Annotated in this window: 12 protein-coding genes; 7 read left to right on the forward strand and 5 right to left on the reverse strand. The window is 66.3% G+C overall.

Going from position 1 to position 16,277, the window contains the following annotated elements:
* Window positions 1-71: 71 nt before the first annotated feature.
* From smc to ABIG06_RS21430, 3 genes are all read right to left on the reverse strand, one after another.
* Window positions 72-3,536: a chromosome segregation protein SMC gene (gene smc / locus ABIG06_RS21420; RefSeq protein WP_370138529.1), complete on the reverse strand. Its 3,465-nt coding sequence runs from the start codon at window positions 3,534-3,536 to the stop codon at window positions 72-74.
* A gap of 217 nt (window positions 3,537-3,753) precedes the next feature.
* Window positions 3,754-4,410, reverse strand: coding sequence for a DsbA family protein (locus ABIG06_RS21425; protein WP_370138530.1), 657 nt, complete (start codon window positions 4,408-4,410; stop codon window positions 3,754-3,756).
* Between the two features lie 138 nt (window positions 4,411-4,548).
* Window positions 4,549-5,046: a DUF721 domain-containing protein gene (locus ABIG06_RS21430; RefSeq protein ID WP_124163379.1), complete on the reverse strand. Its 498-nt coding sequence runs from the start codon at window positions 5,044-5,046 to the stop codon at window positions 4,549-4,551.
* 160 nt (window positions 5,047-5,206) lie between these two features.
* Here ABIG06_RS21430 and mutY point away from each other — a divergent pair, with 160 nt between their 5' ends.
* Both mutY and ABIG06_RS21440 read left to right on the forward strand, forming a co-directional pair.
* A complete protein-coding gene (gene mutY, locus ABIG06_RS21435) occupies window positions 5,207-6,307 on the forward strand; it encodes an A/G-specific adenine glycosylase (RefSeq protein ID WP_370138531.1) in 1,101 nt (366 codons plus the stop codon).
* A 66-nt stretch (window positions 6,308-6,373) separates the two neighbouring features.
* Complete coding sequence (locus ABIG06_RS21440) at window positions 6,374-6,796, forward strand: PaaI family thioesterase (RefSeq protein ID WP_370138532.1); 423 nt, start codon at window positions 6,374-6,376, stop codon at window positions 6,794-6,796.
* Window positions 6,797-6,840: 44 nt separating this feature from the next.
* Here ABIG06_RS21440 and ABIG06_RS21445 read toward each other — a convergent pair whose 3' ends face one another.
* Entirely contained in the window at window positions 6,841-8,118 is a 1,278-nt protein-coding gene (locus tag ABIG06_RS21445) for a flavin-dependent oxidoreductase (RefSeq protein ID WP_370138534.1), read from the reverse strand.
* 128 nt (window positions 8,119-8,246) lie between these two features.
* On the opposite strand from ABIG06_RS21445, the gene ABIG06_RS21450 reads away from it, so the two are divergent.
* Entirely contained in the window at window positions 8,247-8,867 is a 621-nt protein-coding gene (locus ABIG06_RS21450; protein WP_370138535.1) for a glutathione S-transferase family protein, read from the forward strand.
* A gap of 80 nt (window positions 8,868-8,947) precedes the next feature.
* Here ABIG06_RS21450 and ABIG06_RS21455 read toward each other — a convergent pair whose 3' ends face one another.
* On the reverse strand, window positions 8,948-9,865 hold the full coding sequence (locus tag ABIG06_RS21455; RefSeq protein WP_370140884.1) for a LysR family transcriptional regulator: 918 nt from the start codon (window positions 9,863-9,865) through the stop codon (window positions 8,948-8,950).
* A 91-nt stretch (window positions 9,866-9,956) separates the two neighbouring features.
* Between ABIG06_RS21455 and ABIG06_RS21460 the strand changes: the two genes are divergently transcribed.
* From ABIG06_RS21460 to ABIG06_RS21475, 4 genes are all read left to right on the forward strand, one after another.
* Entirely contained in the window at window positions 9,957-10,400 is a 444-nt protein-coding gene (locus ABIG06_RS21460) for a nuclear transport factor 2 family protein (protein ID WP_124163385.1), read from the forward strand.
* 345 nt (window positions 10,401-10,745) lie between these two features.
* Entirely contained in the window at window positions 10,746-11,330 is a 585-nt protein-coding gene (locus ABIG06_RS21465; RefSeq protein WP_370138536.1) for a biliverdin-producing heme oxygenase, read from the forward strand.
* Window positions 11,327-13,873: an HWE histidine kinase domain-containing protein gene (locus tag ABIG06_RS21470; RefSeq protein ID WP_370138537.1), complete on the forward strand. Its 2,547-nt coding sequence runs from the start codon at window positions 11,327-11,329 to the stop codon at window positions 13,871-13,873. Before ABIG06_RS21465 ends, ABIG06_RS21470 begins: the two co-directional genes overlap by 4 nt.
* Window positions 13,874-14,132: 259 nt before the next feature.
* Window positions 14,133-16,142, forward strand: a complete 2,010-nt coding sequence (locus ABIG06_RS21475; RefSeq protein WP_370138538.1) for a methyl-accepting chemotaxis protein — start codon at window positions 14,133-14,135, stop codon at window positions 16,140-16,142.
* The last annotated feature ends 135 nt before the right edge of the window (window positions 16,143-16,277 follow it).

Here is a 16,277-nt window from a genome sequence, read left to right on the forward strand (position 1 = left end):
CCGGAAGCTCGAGATTGCAGCGCGAGATTCCGGGTTCTCGCTGCGCGAGCCCCGGAATGACGCTGGAGATATCACGCCACGTTCTGGTCGAGGATCTCCACCGCCTCTTGCAGGCTGACCGACACCAGCTGCGAGACGCCGCGCTCGGCCATGGTGACGCCGAATAGGCGGTTCATCCGCGCCATCGTGATCGGGTTGTGCGTGATGATGATGAAACGCGTATCGGTCGAGCTGGTCATCTCGTGCAGCAGGTTGCAGTACCGTTCGACATTGTGGTCGTCGAGCGGTGCGTCGACTTCGTCCAGCACGCAGATCGGCGACGGGTTGGTGAGGAACACTGCGAAGATCAGCGCCATCGCGGTCAGCGCCTGCTCGCCGCCCGAGAGCAGCGACAGCGTCTGCGGCTTCTTGCCCGGCGGCTTGGCGATGATTTCGAGGCCCGCCTCCAGCGGGTCGTCGCTCTCGATCAGATGCAGCGCGGCCTCACCGCCGCCGAACAGCTCGACGAACAGGCGCTTGAAGTGGTTGTTGACGACCTCGAACGAGGTCAGGAGCCGCTCGCGGGCCTCCTTGTTGAGGCTCTGGATACCCTGGCGCAGCCGCTTGATGGCCTCGACCAGGTCGTCCCGCTCGGTGACGAGGCCGGTATGCTGGGTCTCGACCTCGCGCAGCTCTTCCTCGGCGCGCAGGTTGACCGCGCCCAGGCGCTCGCGGTCGCGGCGCATCTTTTCGAGGTCTTCCTCGATGTCGTGCAGCGGCGGCAGCTCGGCGCCTGGCTCGATCTCGGCAAGGCCGGCGACCGCCTGCGGCTCGACCTCGAGCATGTCGCGGATCTCGCGCTCGACATCCTCGAGCCGGCGCCGCGCGCCTTCCATGCGCTCCTCGGCGCGGGCAGTGGCCTCGCGGGCGCTGGACAGCGCCTCAAGCGTCAGCTTGGCGACGCGATCGGTCTCCGCCATCGCGCTTTCGGCGGTGGCGAGCGCGTCGGCTGCCATGCGGCGGTCATTCTCTGCGTACTCGATCTCGGTGATCAGCGCGCTGCGCTTCTCCGCGAACACGGCCGGCGCGTTTTCGAGCTCGCTGCGCTCGATCGTGAGTTCGGCGATACGGGCCTGGATGGTGTCGATGTGGGAGGCCGCGCTCTCCTTGCGATTCTGCCACTCGGTGCGCTCGGCGAGGATCGCCTGCACCCGGCGGTCGGCGAGCTCGGCTTCGCGTGCCAGCGCCTGTGCCTCGGCGCGGACCTGGGCGGCCATGCGGCGATGGCCTTCGATATCGCTGCGGACGGCGGCGAGACGCGTCTCGGTGTCCTCGCTCGACGGCAGCTCGCCGATGCCGGCCTGGGCGTATTCGTAGGCCGCTTCGGCCTCGGCGCGGTCGGCGGCGAGACGGCTGTGCGCTTCCGACAGCGTCGCCTTGCGCGCAGCGTGGCGGCTGATCTCGCGCTCGGCGGTGGCATGGCGTTCACGCGCGACGTTGAGCTCGCGCTGCGCGGCGCGCCAGGCTTCGCGGGAGGCGCCTTCCGTGCTGGCCGCCATCTGCAGCTCGGACTCGGCGTTCTCCAGCGCCTGGCGCTTGATCTGCGCGTCGATGCGGGCCTGCTCCAGCTCGTTCTCGATGTCGACGAGGCGGGCGCGCTCGGCAAGGCGGCGTGCGGCCCCGGTCGGGGCGTGAGCCGCGGCGACAAAGCCGTCCCAGCGCCAGACGTCGCCCTCGGGCGAGACCAGCCGCTGGCCGGTCTTGAGCTGCGACACGAGCTCCGCACCGCGCTCGCGCGGCACCACGCCGATCTGCGCCAGGCGGCGCGCCAGCTCGGCCGGCGCCTGCACGTGATTGGCAAGCGGCACGACGCCTTCGGGCAGCGCCGGATCGCCTTCGGTGTGTCCGACATTGGTCCAGCGCATCGGCGCCGACGGGTCGATCGGCGCATCGAGATCGTCGCCGAGCGCGGCGCCGATCGCCTTTTCAAAGCCCTTGTCGACGGTGATGCCGTCGATGATCGGCGGCCACAGATTCTTGGTCTCGCCATTGACGATCTTGGAGATCGTGCGCGCCTCGGTCTCGAGCCGCTGCACGCGCTTGTCGGCCTCGACCAGCGGCGAGCGGGAGGATTCCAGCGTCTGCCGCGCCGCGACGTGGGCCGCTTCGCTCGCCTGTGCCGTGGCTTCCGAGGCCGCGAGCGTCTGCTCAGCGGTCTCGACCACAGCGGTCAGCTCATCGAGATCGCCGAAGCCGCCGGTCTCCTGCGCAAGCTTCTGCTCTTCGGCCGCCACATTGGCGATTTCCTGGTCGAGACGGGCGAGCTTGTCGCGGTGGGTGCGGACGTTGGCCTCGAGCTGGTTGCGCTTCGCCGTGAGGTCGGCGAGCGCCGTCGTCAGTTCGGCGAACTTCTGCTCGGTTTCGGTCAGCACCGCCTCGGCTTCGGCGACGCGTTCGTCGACGCCGGAGCGCTTCTCGACGCGCGACTTGATCTCTTCCTTCAGCTCGGCGTCTTCGGCGTCGAGCCGCTGGAGGGCGACGTCGGCGTCCATGGTCTGCTGCTGGGCGCGGGAGATGTCGCCTTCGAACTGCGCGAGGCGCCGCTCGAGCTCGGCGACGCGCTCCTTGGCGCGCTCTTCCTCGCGGTCGAGCAGCTCGCGGGCATTGGTCAGGCGCTGGAGCCCGGCTGCGGCGCGGGCCTCGGCATCGCGCAGCGCCGGCATTTCGGCGGCGCGGATGGCCTGGATGCGGGCGGCTTCGGCCTGGTGCTGGGTGCGCTCGGCCATTTCGCGCACCGCGAGATCGTGGGTCTGCCCGGACTCGTTGACGTCGGCATGCGCGCCGATCCAGCGCAGATGGTACAGCGTGGCTTCGGCCTTGCGGACCTTGGCGGCGACCTCGCGATAGCGCACGGCCTGGCGGGCCTGCTTCTTCAGGCCTTCCATCTGGCCCGAGAGCTGGCCGATCACGTCCTCGACACGGGTGAGGTTGGTTTCGGCCGCCTTCAGCCGCAGCTCGGCCTCGTGGCGGCGGGCATGCAGGCCGGCGACGCCGGCGGCGTCTTCCAGCACGCGGCGGCGCTGTTCCGGCTTGGCCTGGATGATCTCGCCGATCTTGCCCTGGTGGACGAGAGCCGGCGAGCGCGCGCCGGTGGCGGCGTCCGCGAACAGGATCTGTACGTCGCGCGCGCGCACGTCGCGGCCGTTGATGCGATAGACCGAGCCGGCCTCGCGCTCGATGCGGCGGGAGACTTCCAGAAGCTGGCTGTCGTTCATCGCCGCCGGCGCGGTGCGATCGGCATTGTCGATCGTCATCGTCACTTCGGCGTGGTTGCGCGCCGGACGGTTGCCGGAGCCGGCGAAGATCACCGCGTCCATGTCGGCGGCGCGCAGCGATTTGTACGAGGTCTCGCCCATCGCCCAGCGCAGCGCTTCGACGAGATTCGACTTGCCGCAACCGTTGGGACCGACCACGCCGGTCAGGCCGGGCTCGATGACGAAGTCCGTGGGCTCAACGAAGGACTTGAAGCCGTGAAGGCGCAGGCGGGTGATTTTCATAAACACGCATCTCTGTTGGCAGGCGCGAATCTCCCTGCCGGGACAATACCATGGAAGGCAATGTCGCTGTCTGGGTGAGTCGCGCGAGGCGGCTCATGCGGCTGGACAATGGCCGCGGTGCGCCACGAGGGCAACCAGCGAAAGCCGCTTTTCCCAAGGGATTTATGCCGGGAAGAATGCGGCTTGAAATGCGCGAATCAGGATTGCCGCGTGCGAATCAGCTCTTGAGCAGCGGATTGATCTTCTTGGCGAATTCCTCGAACGAGGCCTCGCCCTTGATCTTCTCGCCGTTGATGAAGAAGGTCGGTGTCGAATCGACCTTCAACACGTCGCTGGCATATTTCTGGTCGGCGGCGATCTTGTCGAGCAGCGCCTGGTCCTTCAGGCAGGCCTCGACCTGCTGCTGAGTGAGGCCGGCCTGCTTGCCGATCCGGGTCAGGGTCTCGGTTGTATTCTTCAGCACCCAATCGTTCTGCTGGCGGAACAGCATGTCGGTGACCGCGAAATATTTCGGCGCATCGTCCTTGGCGATGCAGCGCGACAGCATCGATCCGGCGGCGGCTTTGATGTCGAGCGGGAACTCGCGGAAGATGTAACGCACCTTGCCGGTGTCGATGTATTCCGTCTTCATCTTCGGGAACACCTGCTCGTTGAAGGCGGCGCAGTGCGGGCAGGTCATCGAGGCGTATTCGGTGATGGTGACGGCGGCGTCCTTCGGGCCCAGCGCCATGTCGGGCAGCGACACCGGCTTGGCCACATCGGCCGCCGATTGCGCCATGGCTTCCGAGACGAACCGCAGCGGCGAGAGCCCGGCGAACGCGGCAAGCCCGGTCAGCGACAGCATCGTGGTGAAGGCGCGGCGGGTGATGATCAAGGTCGGCTCCCGGGATTGGCAAGGTTCGCCCAAAGGACGGGTCAAGGTTCCCGCTGGACGGCCTGTCGCTAGCTTGAAACGTCGATTGAGGCAATGGCGAGCCGTAGGGACGGGTCCAGTTTGGCGGCAGAATGAGGCTCAATTTCGCTTGATGGCGGCCCCGAGCCGGGCCAGCGCCGACTTGAGCTCGTCATCCTCGATGTCGGTCAGGCCTTCCGCCACCTTGGCGACGGCCTTCGGGTCGGGCGGTCCCGGTCGCTTCCGGGCTCGGGGCCGCGACAAGGGCGCCTGGCGGAACGCCAGCTTGCCGACCGCGCTCCAGCCGAAGAAGCGGTTGACCCGCTCCAGGATCACATCGGCTGAATGCTGGATCTCCAGCGCCATCGGCCCCTCGACCCGCAGCACCAGGGTTGCCGGCTCCTGGGGCTGACCCTCGACCGGCCGCGGCCATTGCATCTTGAGCGGCTCGGCATGGGCGGCGATCTCCGGCCCCGCGATCTGCGCCCACCGCGTCACCAGCTCGCGCGCGGCAAAGCCCTGCTTGGCATAGGCCTCGGCGAAAACGTCGTCGAGCAGGATCCCGAGCGGTTTGGCGCTGATGGGACCGGGCTTGAAGATCGGACCGGATTTGGACATGGGGCCTTATAGCACTTCGGACGTCGGGCCACAGCCCGAGGCCCGTCATGGCCGGGCTTGTCCCGGCCATCCACGTTCTTCCTGCGAAGAAAGGCGTGGATGCCCGCGACGAGCGCGGGCATGACGTGGAGAGGCCAGTGCATTGCCGCTACAGTGAGGAATGAGCCCCAGATCCGTACGCAAGCCGAAGCCGGAAGCTTCACAGCCGGAGACCTCATCGCGCCCGCTCGCGCTTCTCCAATGGTACGATCGCCATCGCCGCCGATTGCCCTGGCGGGCGACACCCGGCGAGCCGTCTGACCCCTATCGCGTGTGGCTCTCCGAGATCATGCTCCAGCAGACCACCGTGAAGGCGGTCGGCCCTTACTTCGAAAAATTCGTCGCGCGGTGGCCTGACGTCACGGCGCTCGGACGCGCCTCGCAGGACGACGTGCTGCGGATGTGGGCCGGGCTCGGCTACTATTCGCGCGCACGCAATCTCCATGCCTGTGCGGTCGCGGTGACGCGCGAGCATGGCGGCGTGTTTCCCGACACCGAGGAGGGACTGCGCGCGCTGCCGGGGATCGGGCCCTATACGGCGGCGGCGATCGCGGCAATCGCGTTCGACCGCCGTACCATGCCGGTCGACGGCAACATCGAGCGCGTGGTGTCGCGGCTGTTCGCGGTCGAGGAGGAACTGCCGCAAGCCAAGCCGCTCGTCCAGCAACTCGCCGCGACGCTGCTGGCGGACACCCGCGCCGGCGACAGCGCGCAGGCGCTGATGGATCTCGGCGCCTCGATCTGCACCCCGAAGAAGCCGGCCTGCTCCCTGTGCCCACTGAATGAGGACTGCACGGCGCGCGCGCAGGGCACCCAGGAGGCGTTTCCGCGCAAGGCGCCGAAGAAGAGCGGGACGTTGCGGCGGGGGGCGGCTTTCGTGGTCACGCGCGGCGACGAGTTGCTCGTCCGCTCAAGGCCCGAAAAGGGGCTGCTCGGCGGCATGACGGAAGTGCCGGGCTCGGACTGGCTCGCCGGCCAGGACGATGCGACGGCGAAGCAGCAGGCGCCGGAGCTGAAGGGGCTGTCGCGCTGGCAGCGCAAGGTGGGCGTCGTCACCCACGTCTTCACGCATTTTCCGCTGGAGCTGGTGGTCTACACTGCGAAGGTGCAAGCCCGCACCCGCGCGCCAGAGGGCATGCGCTGGGTGCCGATCGCAACCCTGGCCGGCGAAGCGCTTCCGAACGTGATGCGCAAGGTCATCGCGCATGGATTAGGTCTCTAGGATCCATCCTGCTGACAGCAGGCTGTCAGCAGCCTTGCGCTAACAGTGGCGTAACGGAGATCTCGCATGGTCAAGACCGCGCTCGACAACATCCCACGGCCCCCCTGTGCCGAGCTATTGGGCTGGCGCCTGCTCGATGCGCGTCCGGAGGAGGGTTGGATCAAACTCGCCTTCGACGGCAAGCCGGAGTTCTGCAACCCCGCGGGGTTCATCCAGGGCGGGATGCTCTCGGCCATGCTCGACGACACGATGGGCCCGACGGTGCTCGTGATGAGTGAGGGCCGGCTCTACACCACCACCATCAGCATGACCGTGAATTTCCTCAGCCCCGCGAGACCCGGGACAATCATCGGCGAGGCCAAGGTGATGCAACTCGGCAAGACGATTGCCTTCGTCGAAGCCAAGCTGATGGCGGAGGACGGCACCCTGCTGGCGACGGCCAGCGCCAGCGAGCGGCTGCTGGAGGCGGCGAGGGTGGTGGGTAAATAGTTTAGCGTTGCGCAATCAACGGGCATCTCGCGTCGTGCGAAAGCTCACGCACTCGCCCGCGCGTCCTTGCTCACGATCGGCGGCTTGGCATTCAGCGCGTCGACCTGGAAGCCCGCCACGCGCTTGTAGTTCGCGGCGATGCCTTCCAGCTCCTGCTGGGACAAGACGTCGGTGACGACCTCAAAGCCGTCGGGCGCGCGCTCCTCGACGAGCTGCATCACCTGCTCCGGGCCGTTCTTGCGGTTGAGCAGGACGAGGTCGGTGGTTGCGGGCCGGCGCTCGGCCTCATAGGCGAGCAGCGCCGCGGTCGTCGGGCCATGCGCGAGAATCTCGCGGGTGATGACGCGGGCGTCGAGGATCGCCTGCGAGGCGCCGTTCGAGCCGATCGGGTACATCGGATGCGCGGCATCGCCCATCAGCGTGACGCGGCCGAAGGTCCACTGCGACACCGGATCACGGTCGACCAGCGGATATTCGTAGGCGTGCGGGCAGTTCCTGATCAGCCCGGGCACATCGAGCCACTCGAATTTCCAGCTTTCGAACCAGGGCAAGAACTCTTCCAGCCGCGCGGTGCGGTTATAGTCCTCGCGCCGCCACTGATAGGTCGGGGGCATGTGCCGCTCGGCGACCCAGTTGATCTGATAATTGCCTGCCGCATCCGGCGCCTTGCTGATCGGATAGCAGACGAATTTCAGGATCTCGTGCCCCGCCATGATCATGGTGCGGCCGCTGAGGAAAGCCTTTGCCGGCGTCACGCCGCGCCAGAGGATGCGGCCGTTCCAGATCGGCGGGCCTTCGCCCGGATAGAGCTTTTCGCGCACGGCGGAATGGATGCCGTCGGCCGCGATCAGGATCGCGCCGTCGTAAGTCCCCACGGCTTTGCCGGTCGCCTTGTCGATGAAATCGGCGCGCACGCCATCCGCAGTCTCGGTCCAGCCGGTCAGATGGTGGCTGGTGAGGATGTTCTCGCGGCCGAGCCGCTCGATCGCGGCGTCGAGCAGAAGCTGCTGCAGCGTGCCGCGATGGATCGAGAATTGCGGCCATTTGTACCCGGCCTCCAGCCCGCGCGGTTCGCTCCAGATCGGCTTGCCGTGCTTGGAGAAATAGGCGAGCTCGCGGGTCCGCACGCCACTGGCGTCCAACTTGTCCATCAAGCCGAGCTCGATCAGCTCGCGCACTGCATGCGGCAGCACGTTGATGCCGACGCCGAGCGGCTTCAGTTCCGCGACGCTCTCGAACACTTTTACGGGAACGCCGATTTCGTGCAGGCTGAGCGCAAGTGTCAACCCGCCGATGCCGCCACCGGCGATAAGTACCGTCATGAGAAGACCCCTCCGATTGCAGGCGTCTTGGCACAGCCGCATGGCGGTGGGCAACTGCGAAGAGGATGTTGTGCTATGGACGTCGGGCCCGACAGTCGTTAATTTTCGGCTTTCCCATGAGGTCCGACATGCTCAAGCTCTACTACGCCACCGGCACCTGCGCGCTCGCCACCTACATCACCCTGGAGGAGGCCGGTGCCGACTACTCGGCCGAACGGCTGAGCTTCAAGGACAACCAGCAGAACAGCCCGGACTATCTCGCGATCAACCCGAAGGGCCGGGTGCCGGCGCTGGTCACCGACCGCGGCGTCCTGACCGAGACGCCGGCCATGCTGGCCTACATCGCGCAGACCTTCCCCAAGGCGAGGCTCGCGCCGCTCGACGATCCCTTCGACTTCGCCGAGGTGCAGTCGTTCAACTCCTATCTTTGCTCGACCGTGCACATCAATCACGCCCACAAGATGCGCGGCGCCCGGTGGGCGACGGAGGAGAGCTCGTTCGCCGACATGAAGGCGATGGTCCCGAAGACCATGGCCGCCTGCTTCAAGCTGATCGAGCAGAAGATGTTTCGGGGGCCCTGGGTGATGGGCGATCAGTTCACGATCTGCGATCCCTATCTCTACACGCTCTCGACCTGGCTCGAAGGTGACAGCGTCGACATCAATGCCACGCCGAAGATCGCCGATCACTTCAAGCGCATGTCCGACCGCCCCGCAGTAAGCAAGGTGATGGCGGCGCAGAAGGCGTAAGGCTCGGCGTCATGTTCCGCCGTCGTCCCGGATAAGCGAGCGCTGGTCCGGGACGACAGCATGATCGGTGAGGGGCAATCCTAACCAGCGCGCCGCTTCTCCAGCCCCCGCCCTGTTTCCAGCATCAGCCGCCGCAGCCAGATCGAGCCCGGGTCCATCTGCGCCCGCGTCGGATGGAACATGAACTGCTCGTCGATCCCGGGATCGAGCGGCGGCGTCACCGTGACGAGACCGAGCTGCTTCGACAGCGCCGCGATCAGCCGGCGCGGCACGAAGGCGACGAGGTCGGTGCGGGCGGCGACGTGCAGCGCTTCGAGATAGCCTGAGACCACCAGCGCAATGTGCCGCTCGATGCCCTTGGCTCGCAGCCAGGTGTCGATCAGGTCCTCGCTGTTGCCGCGGATGATCACGCCGACATGGCGCGCGGCGAGGAACGTCTCGCGCCGTTTCAGCTTCGCGGCCATGGGGTGGCCGCGCCGCACCGCCAGCGCGTCGCTGTCGGTATAGAGCAGCTGGCGGTGAAAGCCCTTGAAGGCATTGCCGATCGAGATCACGAGATCGATCGTGCGGGCGAACTCGGCGTGGAAGATCGCAGGTCCCCGCCACGGCACGACGTCGATGCGGACATTGGGCGCGGCCTGCGTCACCTTCTCCATCAACGGCGGCATCAACAGCTCGACCGCGAGGTCGGGCATCATCAGGCGGAATTGCCGCTCGCTGCGCGCGGCATCGAATTCGTCCGGCACGAACAGCCCACGCACCTGATCCAGCGCCTGCGCCAGCGGGGCGCGCAGCGCCTGAGCCCGTGGCGTCAGCTCCATCCGTGCACCGGTGCGTACCAAGAGCGGATCGCCGAAGATGTCGCGCAGGCGCTGGAGCGCATGGCTCGTCGCCGGCTGCGAGAGCCCGATCCTGAGTGCGGCGCGGCTGACATTGGCTTCGCGCAGCAAGGCGTCGAGCGCGGTCAGCAGGTTGAGGTCGAGCGCAGTCAAATTCATCAGATGAATAGATATCATATAAGGTATCAATTTGAAGAATTTGGATTCTGCGTCGAAGATCCTCCTGTTCTCAGCACAAGGAGATGCCGCCATGAGCGCTGCCGCCAACAAGAAACTGATGCAGGATATCTTTGCCGCCGCGGCCCATACCGATCCGGCCGCGCGGGACCGAGCCTTGTTTGCCGCCAGCCTTGCCGACGACGCCAAATGGGTCGTGACCGGGCAATATTCCTGGTCACGCGCGTTCTCGGGCAAGGAGGCGATCCTCAACGATCTGCACGGCTATGTGCGCACGCGCCTGCGCGATCGCACGCGCACAATCGCCCACCGCTTCATTGCCGAGGGCGACATCGTCGTGGTGGAAGCCAGGGGCGACAACGTCACGCCAGACGGGGTCCGTTACGACAATGACTATTGTCTCGTGTTCCGCCTCGAGGACGGCAAGATCAAGGAGATCCGGGAATACTGCGACTCGGTCCTGACCGAGAAGGCGCTGGGTCCTTTTCCGCAGGCTCCGGTCAGGGTTGCGAGCTAGCGGGACTGAACTGCTGCCAATCCCATCCGGGCAAAGCCGGTGATGGTTGTGCGGCCCTGGAAGGCCCTGGTCGAGATGGTCCGTATCAGGCGCACACGTCCAGGGCCCGGGATCGACTCGCTGCCATGACCGAGCGGGAGCTTCTGGCCTCGGAGATGAGACTTGGGCATGACACGGTCGGAGATCGCCTGCGAGCTGCACAAGCCCCGCCGGCGAAGATGAGGAGTGGCGGGACACGGCCCGGCGTCCGCTTATGAATGCCGGCGGAACTTTCGGGTTTCGCCGGCGTTCCTTCGCTTCCCGGGGCAATTGCGCCCCCGGGCATCGAGCGCGCTTGGGAATTTCATGCTGGCTGGGGTTTCTAACGTCTCGATACAGCTCAACCACAGCTTCCCCGGACTGCGCGAGCGACTGAGAGAAGCGACTGCGGACGCGCACCGGGAACTCGACGCACAGTTTTCATCGTTCGATCTCACCGTCATTGCGGGCTATCGCCGCTTTCTTCAAGCCAGCGCCGGCGCGCTGCTTCCACTCGAAGCCGCGCTCGAGCAGGCAGGCGTCGCTCGGGTGTTTCCGGACTGGCCGGAGCGGTCGCGTCGCGCCGCGATCACAGCTGACCTCCGACGGCTCGGCAGCGCCGCGCAATCCATCGTGTTTGTGCCGCCGCTGACGTCCGGTGGTGTGCTCGGCACGATGTACGTGCTGGAGGGCTCGCGGCTCGGAGCCAGGTATTTGCTGAAGCAGGTCGCGGATGCGGTCGACCCTCGTATCAGTGCGGCCACCAGCTATCTCAGCCATGGTGCAGGCAAGCGGCTCTGGCAGAGCTTCCTGTCGAAGCTTCAGGGCGATGGGGCTTGTGACGAGGATGACGTGATCCAGGCGGCGCGCGCCGCCTTTGCCGCATTCGAGCAGGCGGCGGACCGCGCATGAACGAGGCGGTCGATCTCACCAATTGCGATCGCGAGCCGATCCACATTCCCGGCAGCGTGCAGCCGTTCGGTTTCCTGCTCGCTGTGCTCCCGGATTTCACGATCTGCATGGCATCGGACAATGTCGGCAGCTTCCTCGGCGCTGACTTCGCCGAGCTGCTCCACCAGCCGCTGTCGAGCGTTGTCTCTGAGGCGGCCGTCGAAACGATCCGTAGCCGTGTCGATCATCTGGGCGGTCCGGACGCGACCGAACGGCTGTTCGGCGTGGAGCTGCAGCCGGGCAGGGCTCCCTTCGACCTCTCCATTCATCTTTCCGGTGTCTATCTGATCATCGAGGCGGAGCCGAGCGTCCACGAGCCCGGCGTCAATTCCGGCGAACTCGTGCGCCTGATGCTCGAAAGGATTCGCAAGACGCGCGGCGTGGCCGATCTGGCGCGGGAGGCGGCGCGCCAGCTCAAGGCGCTGACCGGTTTCGACCGCGTCATGGTTTATCAGTTTCATCCGGACGGGTCAGGCGAGGTGATCGCCGAGACCGCGGAGGCCCGGCTCGAATCCTTCCTCGGCCTGCGTTATCCCGCATCGGACATTCCAAGGCAGGCGCGGGCCCTCTATCAGCGCAACTGGCTGCGCATCATCGCCGACGTCAACGCAAGGCCGGCCGCGCTGGTATCGACGGCTACGCACAACGCAGGGCTGCTCGATCTTTCGATGAGCGTGCTGCGCTCGGTCTCGCCGATCCACATCGAATATCTGCGCAACATGGGCGTTGCCGCCTCCATGTCGGTGTCGATCCTGCGCGATGGCAAGCTGTGGGGCCTGTTTGCCTGCCATCATTATTCGCCGCGGTATATTTCGTTCGACAAGCGTACGGCCTCCGAGCTGTTCGGGCAGATGTTCTCCTGGATCGTGGAAGGCCGCGAACGCGAGGGCGATGTGGCCTATGAGGCCCGCGCCCATCAGGTCCAGGAGCGGTTGATCGAGATGGCGGCTTCCCACGAGCACAGCCGCCGCGCGATCGTCGATTTCCTCGGTGACTACCGCAAGATGATCGAGTGCGACGGCGTCGCGGTCTGGTCCGACAACAAGATCGCGCTCGATGGAGAGACGCCGACCGAAGACGAGGTGAAGGATCTTGTCGGCTTCATCAACCGGACTTCGCCGGGGCGGATCTTCGCGAGCGCCGAGATCGCCAAGGTCTATGCCGCCGGCCAGGCCTTCCGTGACCGCGCGGCGGGCTTTCTCGCCATCCCGATCTCGCGCACTCCGCGCGACTGCCTGATTTTCTTTCGGCGCGAGGTGACGCGCTCGGTCAAATGGGCCGGCGATCCCAACAAGGTGTACGACGAAGGTCCGCACGGGCCGCGCCTGACGCCGCGCAAGAGCTTCGAGCTCTGGCAGGAGACGGTGGCGGGGCAGTCGAAGCCGTGGTCGGCGGCCGACATCCGCATCGCCGAGAGCCTGCGCGTCACGCTGCTGGAGGTCATCCTGCAACTGTCCGACCTCGCCGCGCGCGAGCGCCGCGGGGCGCAGGAGCGGCAGGAACTGATGATCGCCGAGCTCAATCACCGCGTCCGCAACATCCTGAGCCTCGTGCGCGCCCTGGTGGCGCAGAGCAAGGAGACCGCGACCAGCGTCGAGGAGTTCGCCGGCGTTCTCGGCGGCCGCATCCAGGCTCTGGCGCGCGCCCACGATCAGATCACGAACCTGAACTGGGCCCCGGTCGCGCTCCGCACCTTGGTCGAGTCCGAGGCCGGCGCCTATCTCGGCGCGCGCGCGGGACGGGTGAAGATGGGCGGTCCGGACGTCGCGCTGGATCCCAAGGCGTTCGCCACGCTGGCTCTGGTCGTGCACGAGATGATGACCAATTCCGCCAAGTATGGCGCACTTGCCGATTCCACCGGCAGTGTCGAGGTGGTCTGGCGCCTCGATCCGTCTTCTAGTCTCGTCATCGAGTGGAAGGAGAGTGGCGGTCCGCCGGTGCAGCCGCCGTCGCGGCGCGGCTTCGGCACGACGATCATCGAGCGATCGGTGCCGTTCGACCTCAAGGGCGATGCCGAGATCCGCTTCGATCTCCTGGGCGTGCAGGCGAAGTTCGTGATTCCCCCCAATTTCGTCGAATTGGTCCCGTCTATCGCAGGAGCCGCCATGCGCGTCGAGGAGCAGCAGTCCGCCCGACCCAGGATTTCCGACACGGTGCTGATCGTCGAGGACAATCTGATCATCGCGATGGCGGCGGAGGTCATCCTGCTCGATCTCGGCGCCCGCCACGTCGACACCGCAGCCACCGTCGATCAGGCGCTGCGCTCGATCGAGCGCACCCGACCGAGCTTTGCCCTGCTCGATCTCAACCTCGGCAGCGAGAGCAGCATCAAGGTGGCACAGAAGCTGAAGGAGATCGGGGTGCCCTTCATCTTCGCGACCGGCTATGGCGAGCGCGCGCCGATCCCCGAGCAATTGGCGTCGGCGCCGGTGGTCCAGAAGCCCTACACGCTGGAAGTGGTCGAGCATGCACTCGACAAATTGCGGAAGGCCGGCGCCTCGTGAGCGTTCGCATGCAGCGCTCTGCATGACGCTGCGCATTCGCGCGCGAACTTTGCATAGCTGCCGACAAAAACAGCAGATTTCGTGCCGGCCGATCTCAATCGCGCGAAAGATTTGAAGGTTCAATTAACGAGTGTCCTCCATTGTACCGCGGTGCAGCGTGGGTCGCGAGGATGCGACGCGCGGCTGCCGGGGTGGCCGGTGACGATCGCCGGAATCGTTTGGCCGCTCGAAGCGGAATGCATCTGGGTGGACAGTGGGAATGCCGAAATTTCGTTTGCGGATCAGGGGACGCCTGTACGCAGGCTTCATGGCCCTTGTGGCGGTCGGTCTCGTGATGGCGGTGGTTGCCATCTGGAATTTGCGGGATGTGCAGAATCAGGTCGCAAGACAATCCGCGCTCTCGGACAGCACGGCGCGGGTGCTGGAGATTTCCACCCATCTTCAGGCGATCCAGCGCGCCAATCTTCGCTACGTCTACGATGCGAACGAGTCTGCGATGAAGGAGGCCCAGGAGCGGGAAACTGCCGCGATCGGGCTGTTGCAGGTCGGGGCGAAGGGCACGCTCTCGGAGGAGCGGAGAACGCTCTACAACGGCCTCATCGACGACATCGCCCAAATGCGACGTCTGCGTGACAATCTCGGCGACGCCGTCAACGAGGCGAGAACGGGCAAGGCGACGCTGCTGCCGAGCGGGGAGGATCTGGCCGTCAAGACGGGCAAGCTAGTCGACGTGGCGCGCGCCGCCGTCGACGAAGATACCGCGGCCCTCGTCGCTGATCTCGAATCGCGAATCCTGCTCGTGAGGATCGCAAACTGGCGCTTTCTGGCCCTTCGCGATACCCAGGGCCCTGCGACCTTCAGGGCGAGCGTCGACAGGGCCGCGCAACGGCTCGCGGCACTCGAAAAGAGCCCGCAAGCAACGGAGCTGCGAACCACGCTTGCGCCGGTGAAGACCTCGCTTGGAATCTACAAATCGGCGTTCGAGACGACGTCCGCCGCGATGCTTCAGGCCGACGAGATCTACCACAAGAATCTCGCGCCCCTCATCGTCGACAGCATCGGCAAGCTCAAGACCTTGGAAACGGCCCTGAAGCAGGACTACCAGCGATCGCGGACCACTGCTGAAGCCGTGATCGCCGGAACGACGACCGTTCAGGAGATTGCCGGCGGCCTCGCCATCTTGTTCGGCGGCATCGTCGCCTTCCTGATCGCCCGCAGCATCGTCGGTCCCCTGACCTCGATGACAGGTGCGATGGGGCGGCTTGCCGGCGGCAATCTCAAGGTCGAGATTCCCGGCCGCGGCAGGGCCGACGAGATCGGCGACATGGCCAAGGCGATCCAGGTGTTCAAGGACAGCATGATCGAGACCGAACGCATGCGTGCCGAGCAGGCCGAGATCGAGGCGCGGCAGGCCGAGAGCCGCAAGGCCGACATGGCCAAGCTTGCCGATCAGTTCGAGCAGGCGGTCGGTGAGATCGTCAACACGGTGTCGTCGGCGTCGAACGAACTCGAAGCCTCCGCGGGCACTTTGACCACGACCGCCGCGCGGGCCCAGGACCTCTCGACGGAGGTCGCCAGCGCCTCGCAGGAGGCCTCGGCCAATGTGCAGGCGGTCGCCTCGGCGACCGAGGAGCTCTCCTCCTCGGTATCCGAGATTGCCCGCCAGGTGCAGGAATCCGCTCGCATCGCCACCGAAGCCGTCGGTCAGGCGAGCAGGACCAACGAGCGCGTCGGCGCGCTCTCCAAGGCCGCCGCGCGGATCGGTGACGTGGTCGAACTGATCAGCACCATCGCCGGCCAGACCAACCTGCTGGCGCTCAACGCCACCATCGAGGCTGCGCGTGCGGGCGATGCCGGCCGCGGCTTTGCGGTGGTCGCCTCCGAGGTCAAGGCGCTCGCCGAGCAGACTGCGAAGGCCACCGGCGAGATCGCCCAGCAGGTCTCCGGCATCCAGGCCGCGACGGAGGAGTCGGTCGGCTCGATCAGGGAGATCAGCGGCACCATCGAGCGGCTGTCGGAGATTTCGTCGACGGTCGCCGCCGCCGTGGAGCAGCAGGGCGCGGCGACGCAGGAGATATCCCGCAATGTCCAGCAGGCGGCCCATGGCACCCAGCTGGTGTCGTCCAACATCGGCGACGTGCAGCGCGGCGCCTCCGAGACCGGATCGGCCTCCTCGCAGGTGCTCTCGGCGGCGCGCTCGCTGTCGGCCGATAGCAGCCGCCTCAAGCTCGAAGTGGCCAAGTTCCTGAGCTCGGTCCACGCCGCCTAACCGAAAGCGGACGTATCCTGCTGCATGGTCATTCCGGGGCGGTGCGAAGCACCGACCCGGAATCTCGAGATTCCAAGGTGCGCAACTGCGCACCACAGTTCGCCGCCCCGCGGCGTCCCGGAATGACTGCTATGG

The organism is Bradyrhizobium sp. USDA 326 (genome assembly GCF_049739485.1).
Lineage (GTDB): Bacteria > Pseudomonadota > Alphaproteobacteria > Rhizobiales > Xanthobacteraceae > Bradyrhizobium.

Coding starts and splice junctions, on each gene's coding strand:
- ABIG06_RS21475 (WP_370138538.1), top strand. CDS start 14,133: ATGCCGAAATTTCGTTTGCGGATCAGGGGACGCCTGTACGCAGGCTTC.
- ABIG06_RS21440 (WP_370138532.1), top strand. CDS start 6,374: ATGGTCAAGACCGCGCTCGACAACATCCCACGGCCCCCCTGTGCCGAG.
- smc (WP_370138529.1), bottom strand. CDS start 3,536: ATGAAAATCACCCGCCTGCGCCTTCACGGCTTCAAGTCCTTCGTTGAG.
- ABIG06_RS21460 (WP_124163385.1), top strand. CDS start 9,957: ATGAGCGCTGCCGCCAACAAGAAACTGATGCAGGATATCTTTGCCGCC.
- mutY (WP_370138531.1), top strand. CDS start 5,207: ATGAGCCCCAGATCCGTACGCAAGCCGAAGCCGGAAGCTTCACAGCCG.
- ABIG06_RS21450 (WP_370138535.1), top strand. CDS start 8,247: ATGCTCAAGCTCTACTACGCCACCGGCACCTGCGCGCTCGCCACCTAC.
- ABIG06_RS21470 (WP_370138537.1), top strand. CDS start 11,327: ATGAACGAGGCGGTCGATCTCACCAATTGCGATCGCGAGCCGATCCAC.
- ABIG06_RS21455 (WP_370140884.1), bottom strand. CDS start 9,865: ATGAATTTGACTGCGCTCGACCTCAACCTGCTGACCGCGCTCGACGCC.
- ABIG06_RS21465 (WP_370138536.1), top strand. CDS start 10,746: ATGCTGGCTGGGGTTTCTAACGTCTCGATACAGCTCAACCACAGCTTC.
- ABIG06_RS21445 (WP_370138534.1), bottom strand. CDS start 8,118: ATGACGGTACTTATCGCCGGTGGCGGCATCGGCGGGTTGACACTTGCG.
- ABIG06_RS21430 (WP_124163379.1), bottom strand. CDS start 5,046: ATGTCCAAATCCGGTCCGATCTTCAAGCCCGGTCCCATCAGCGCCAAA.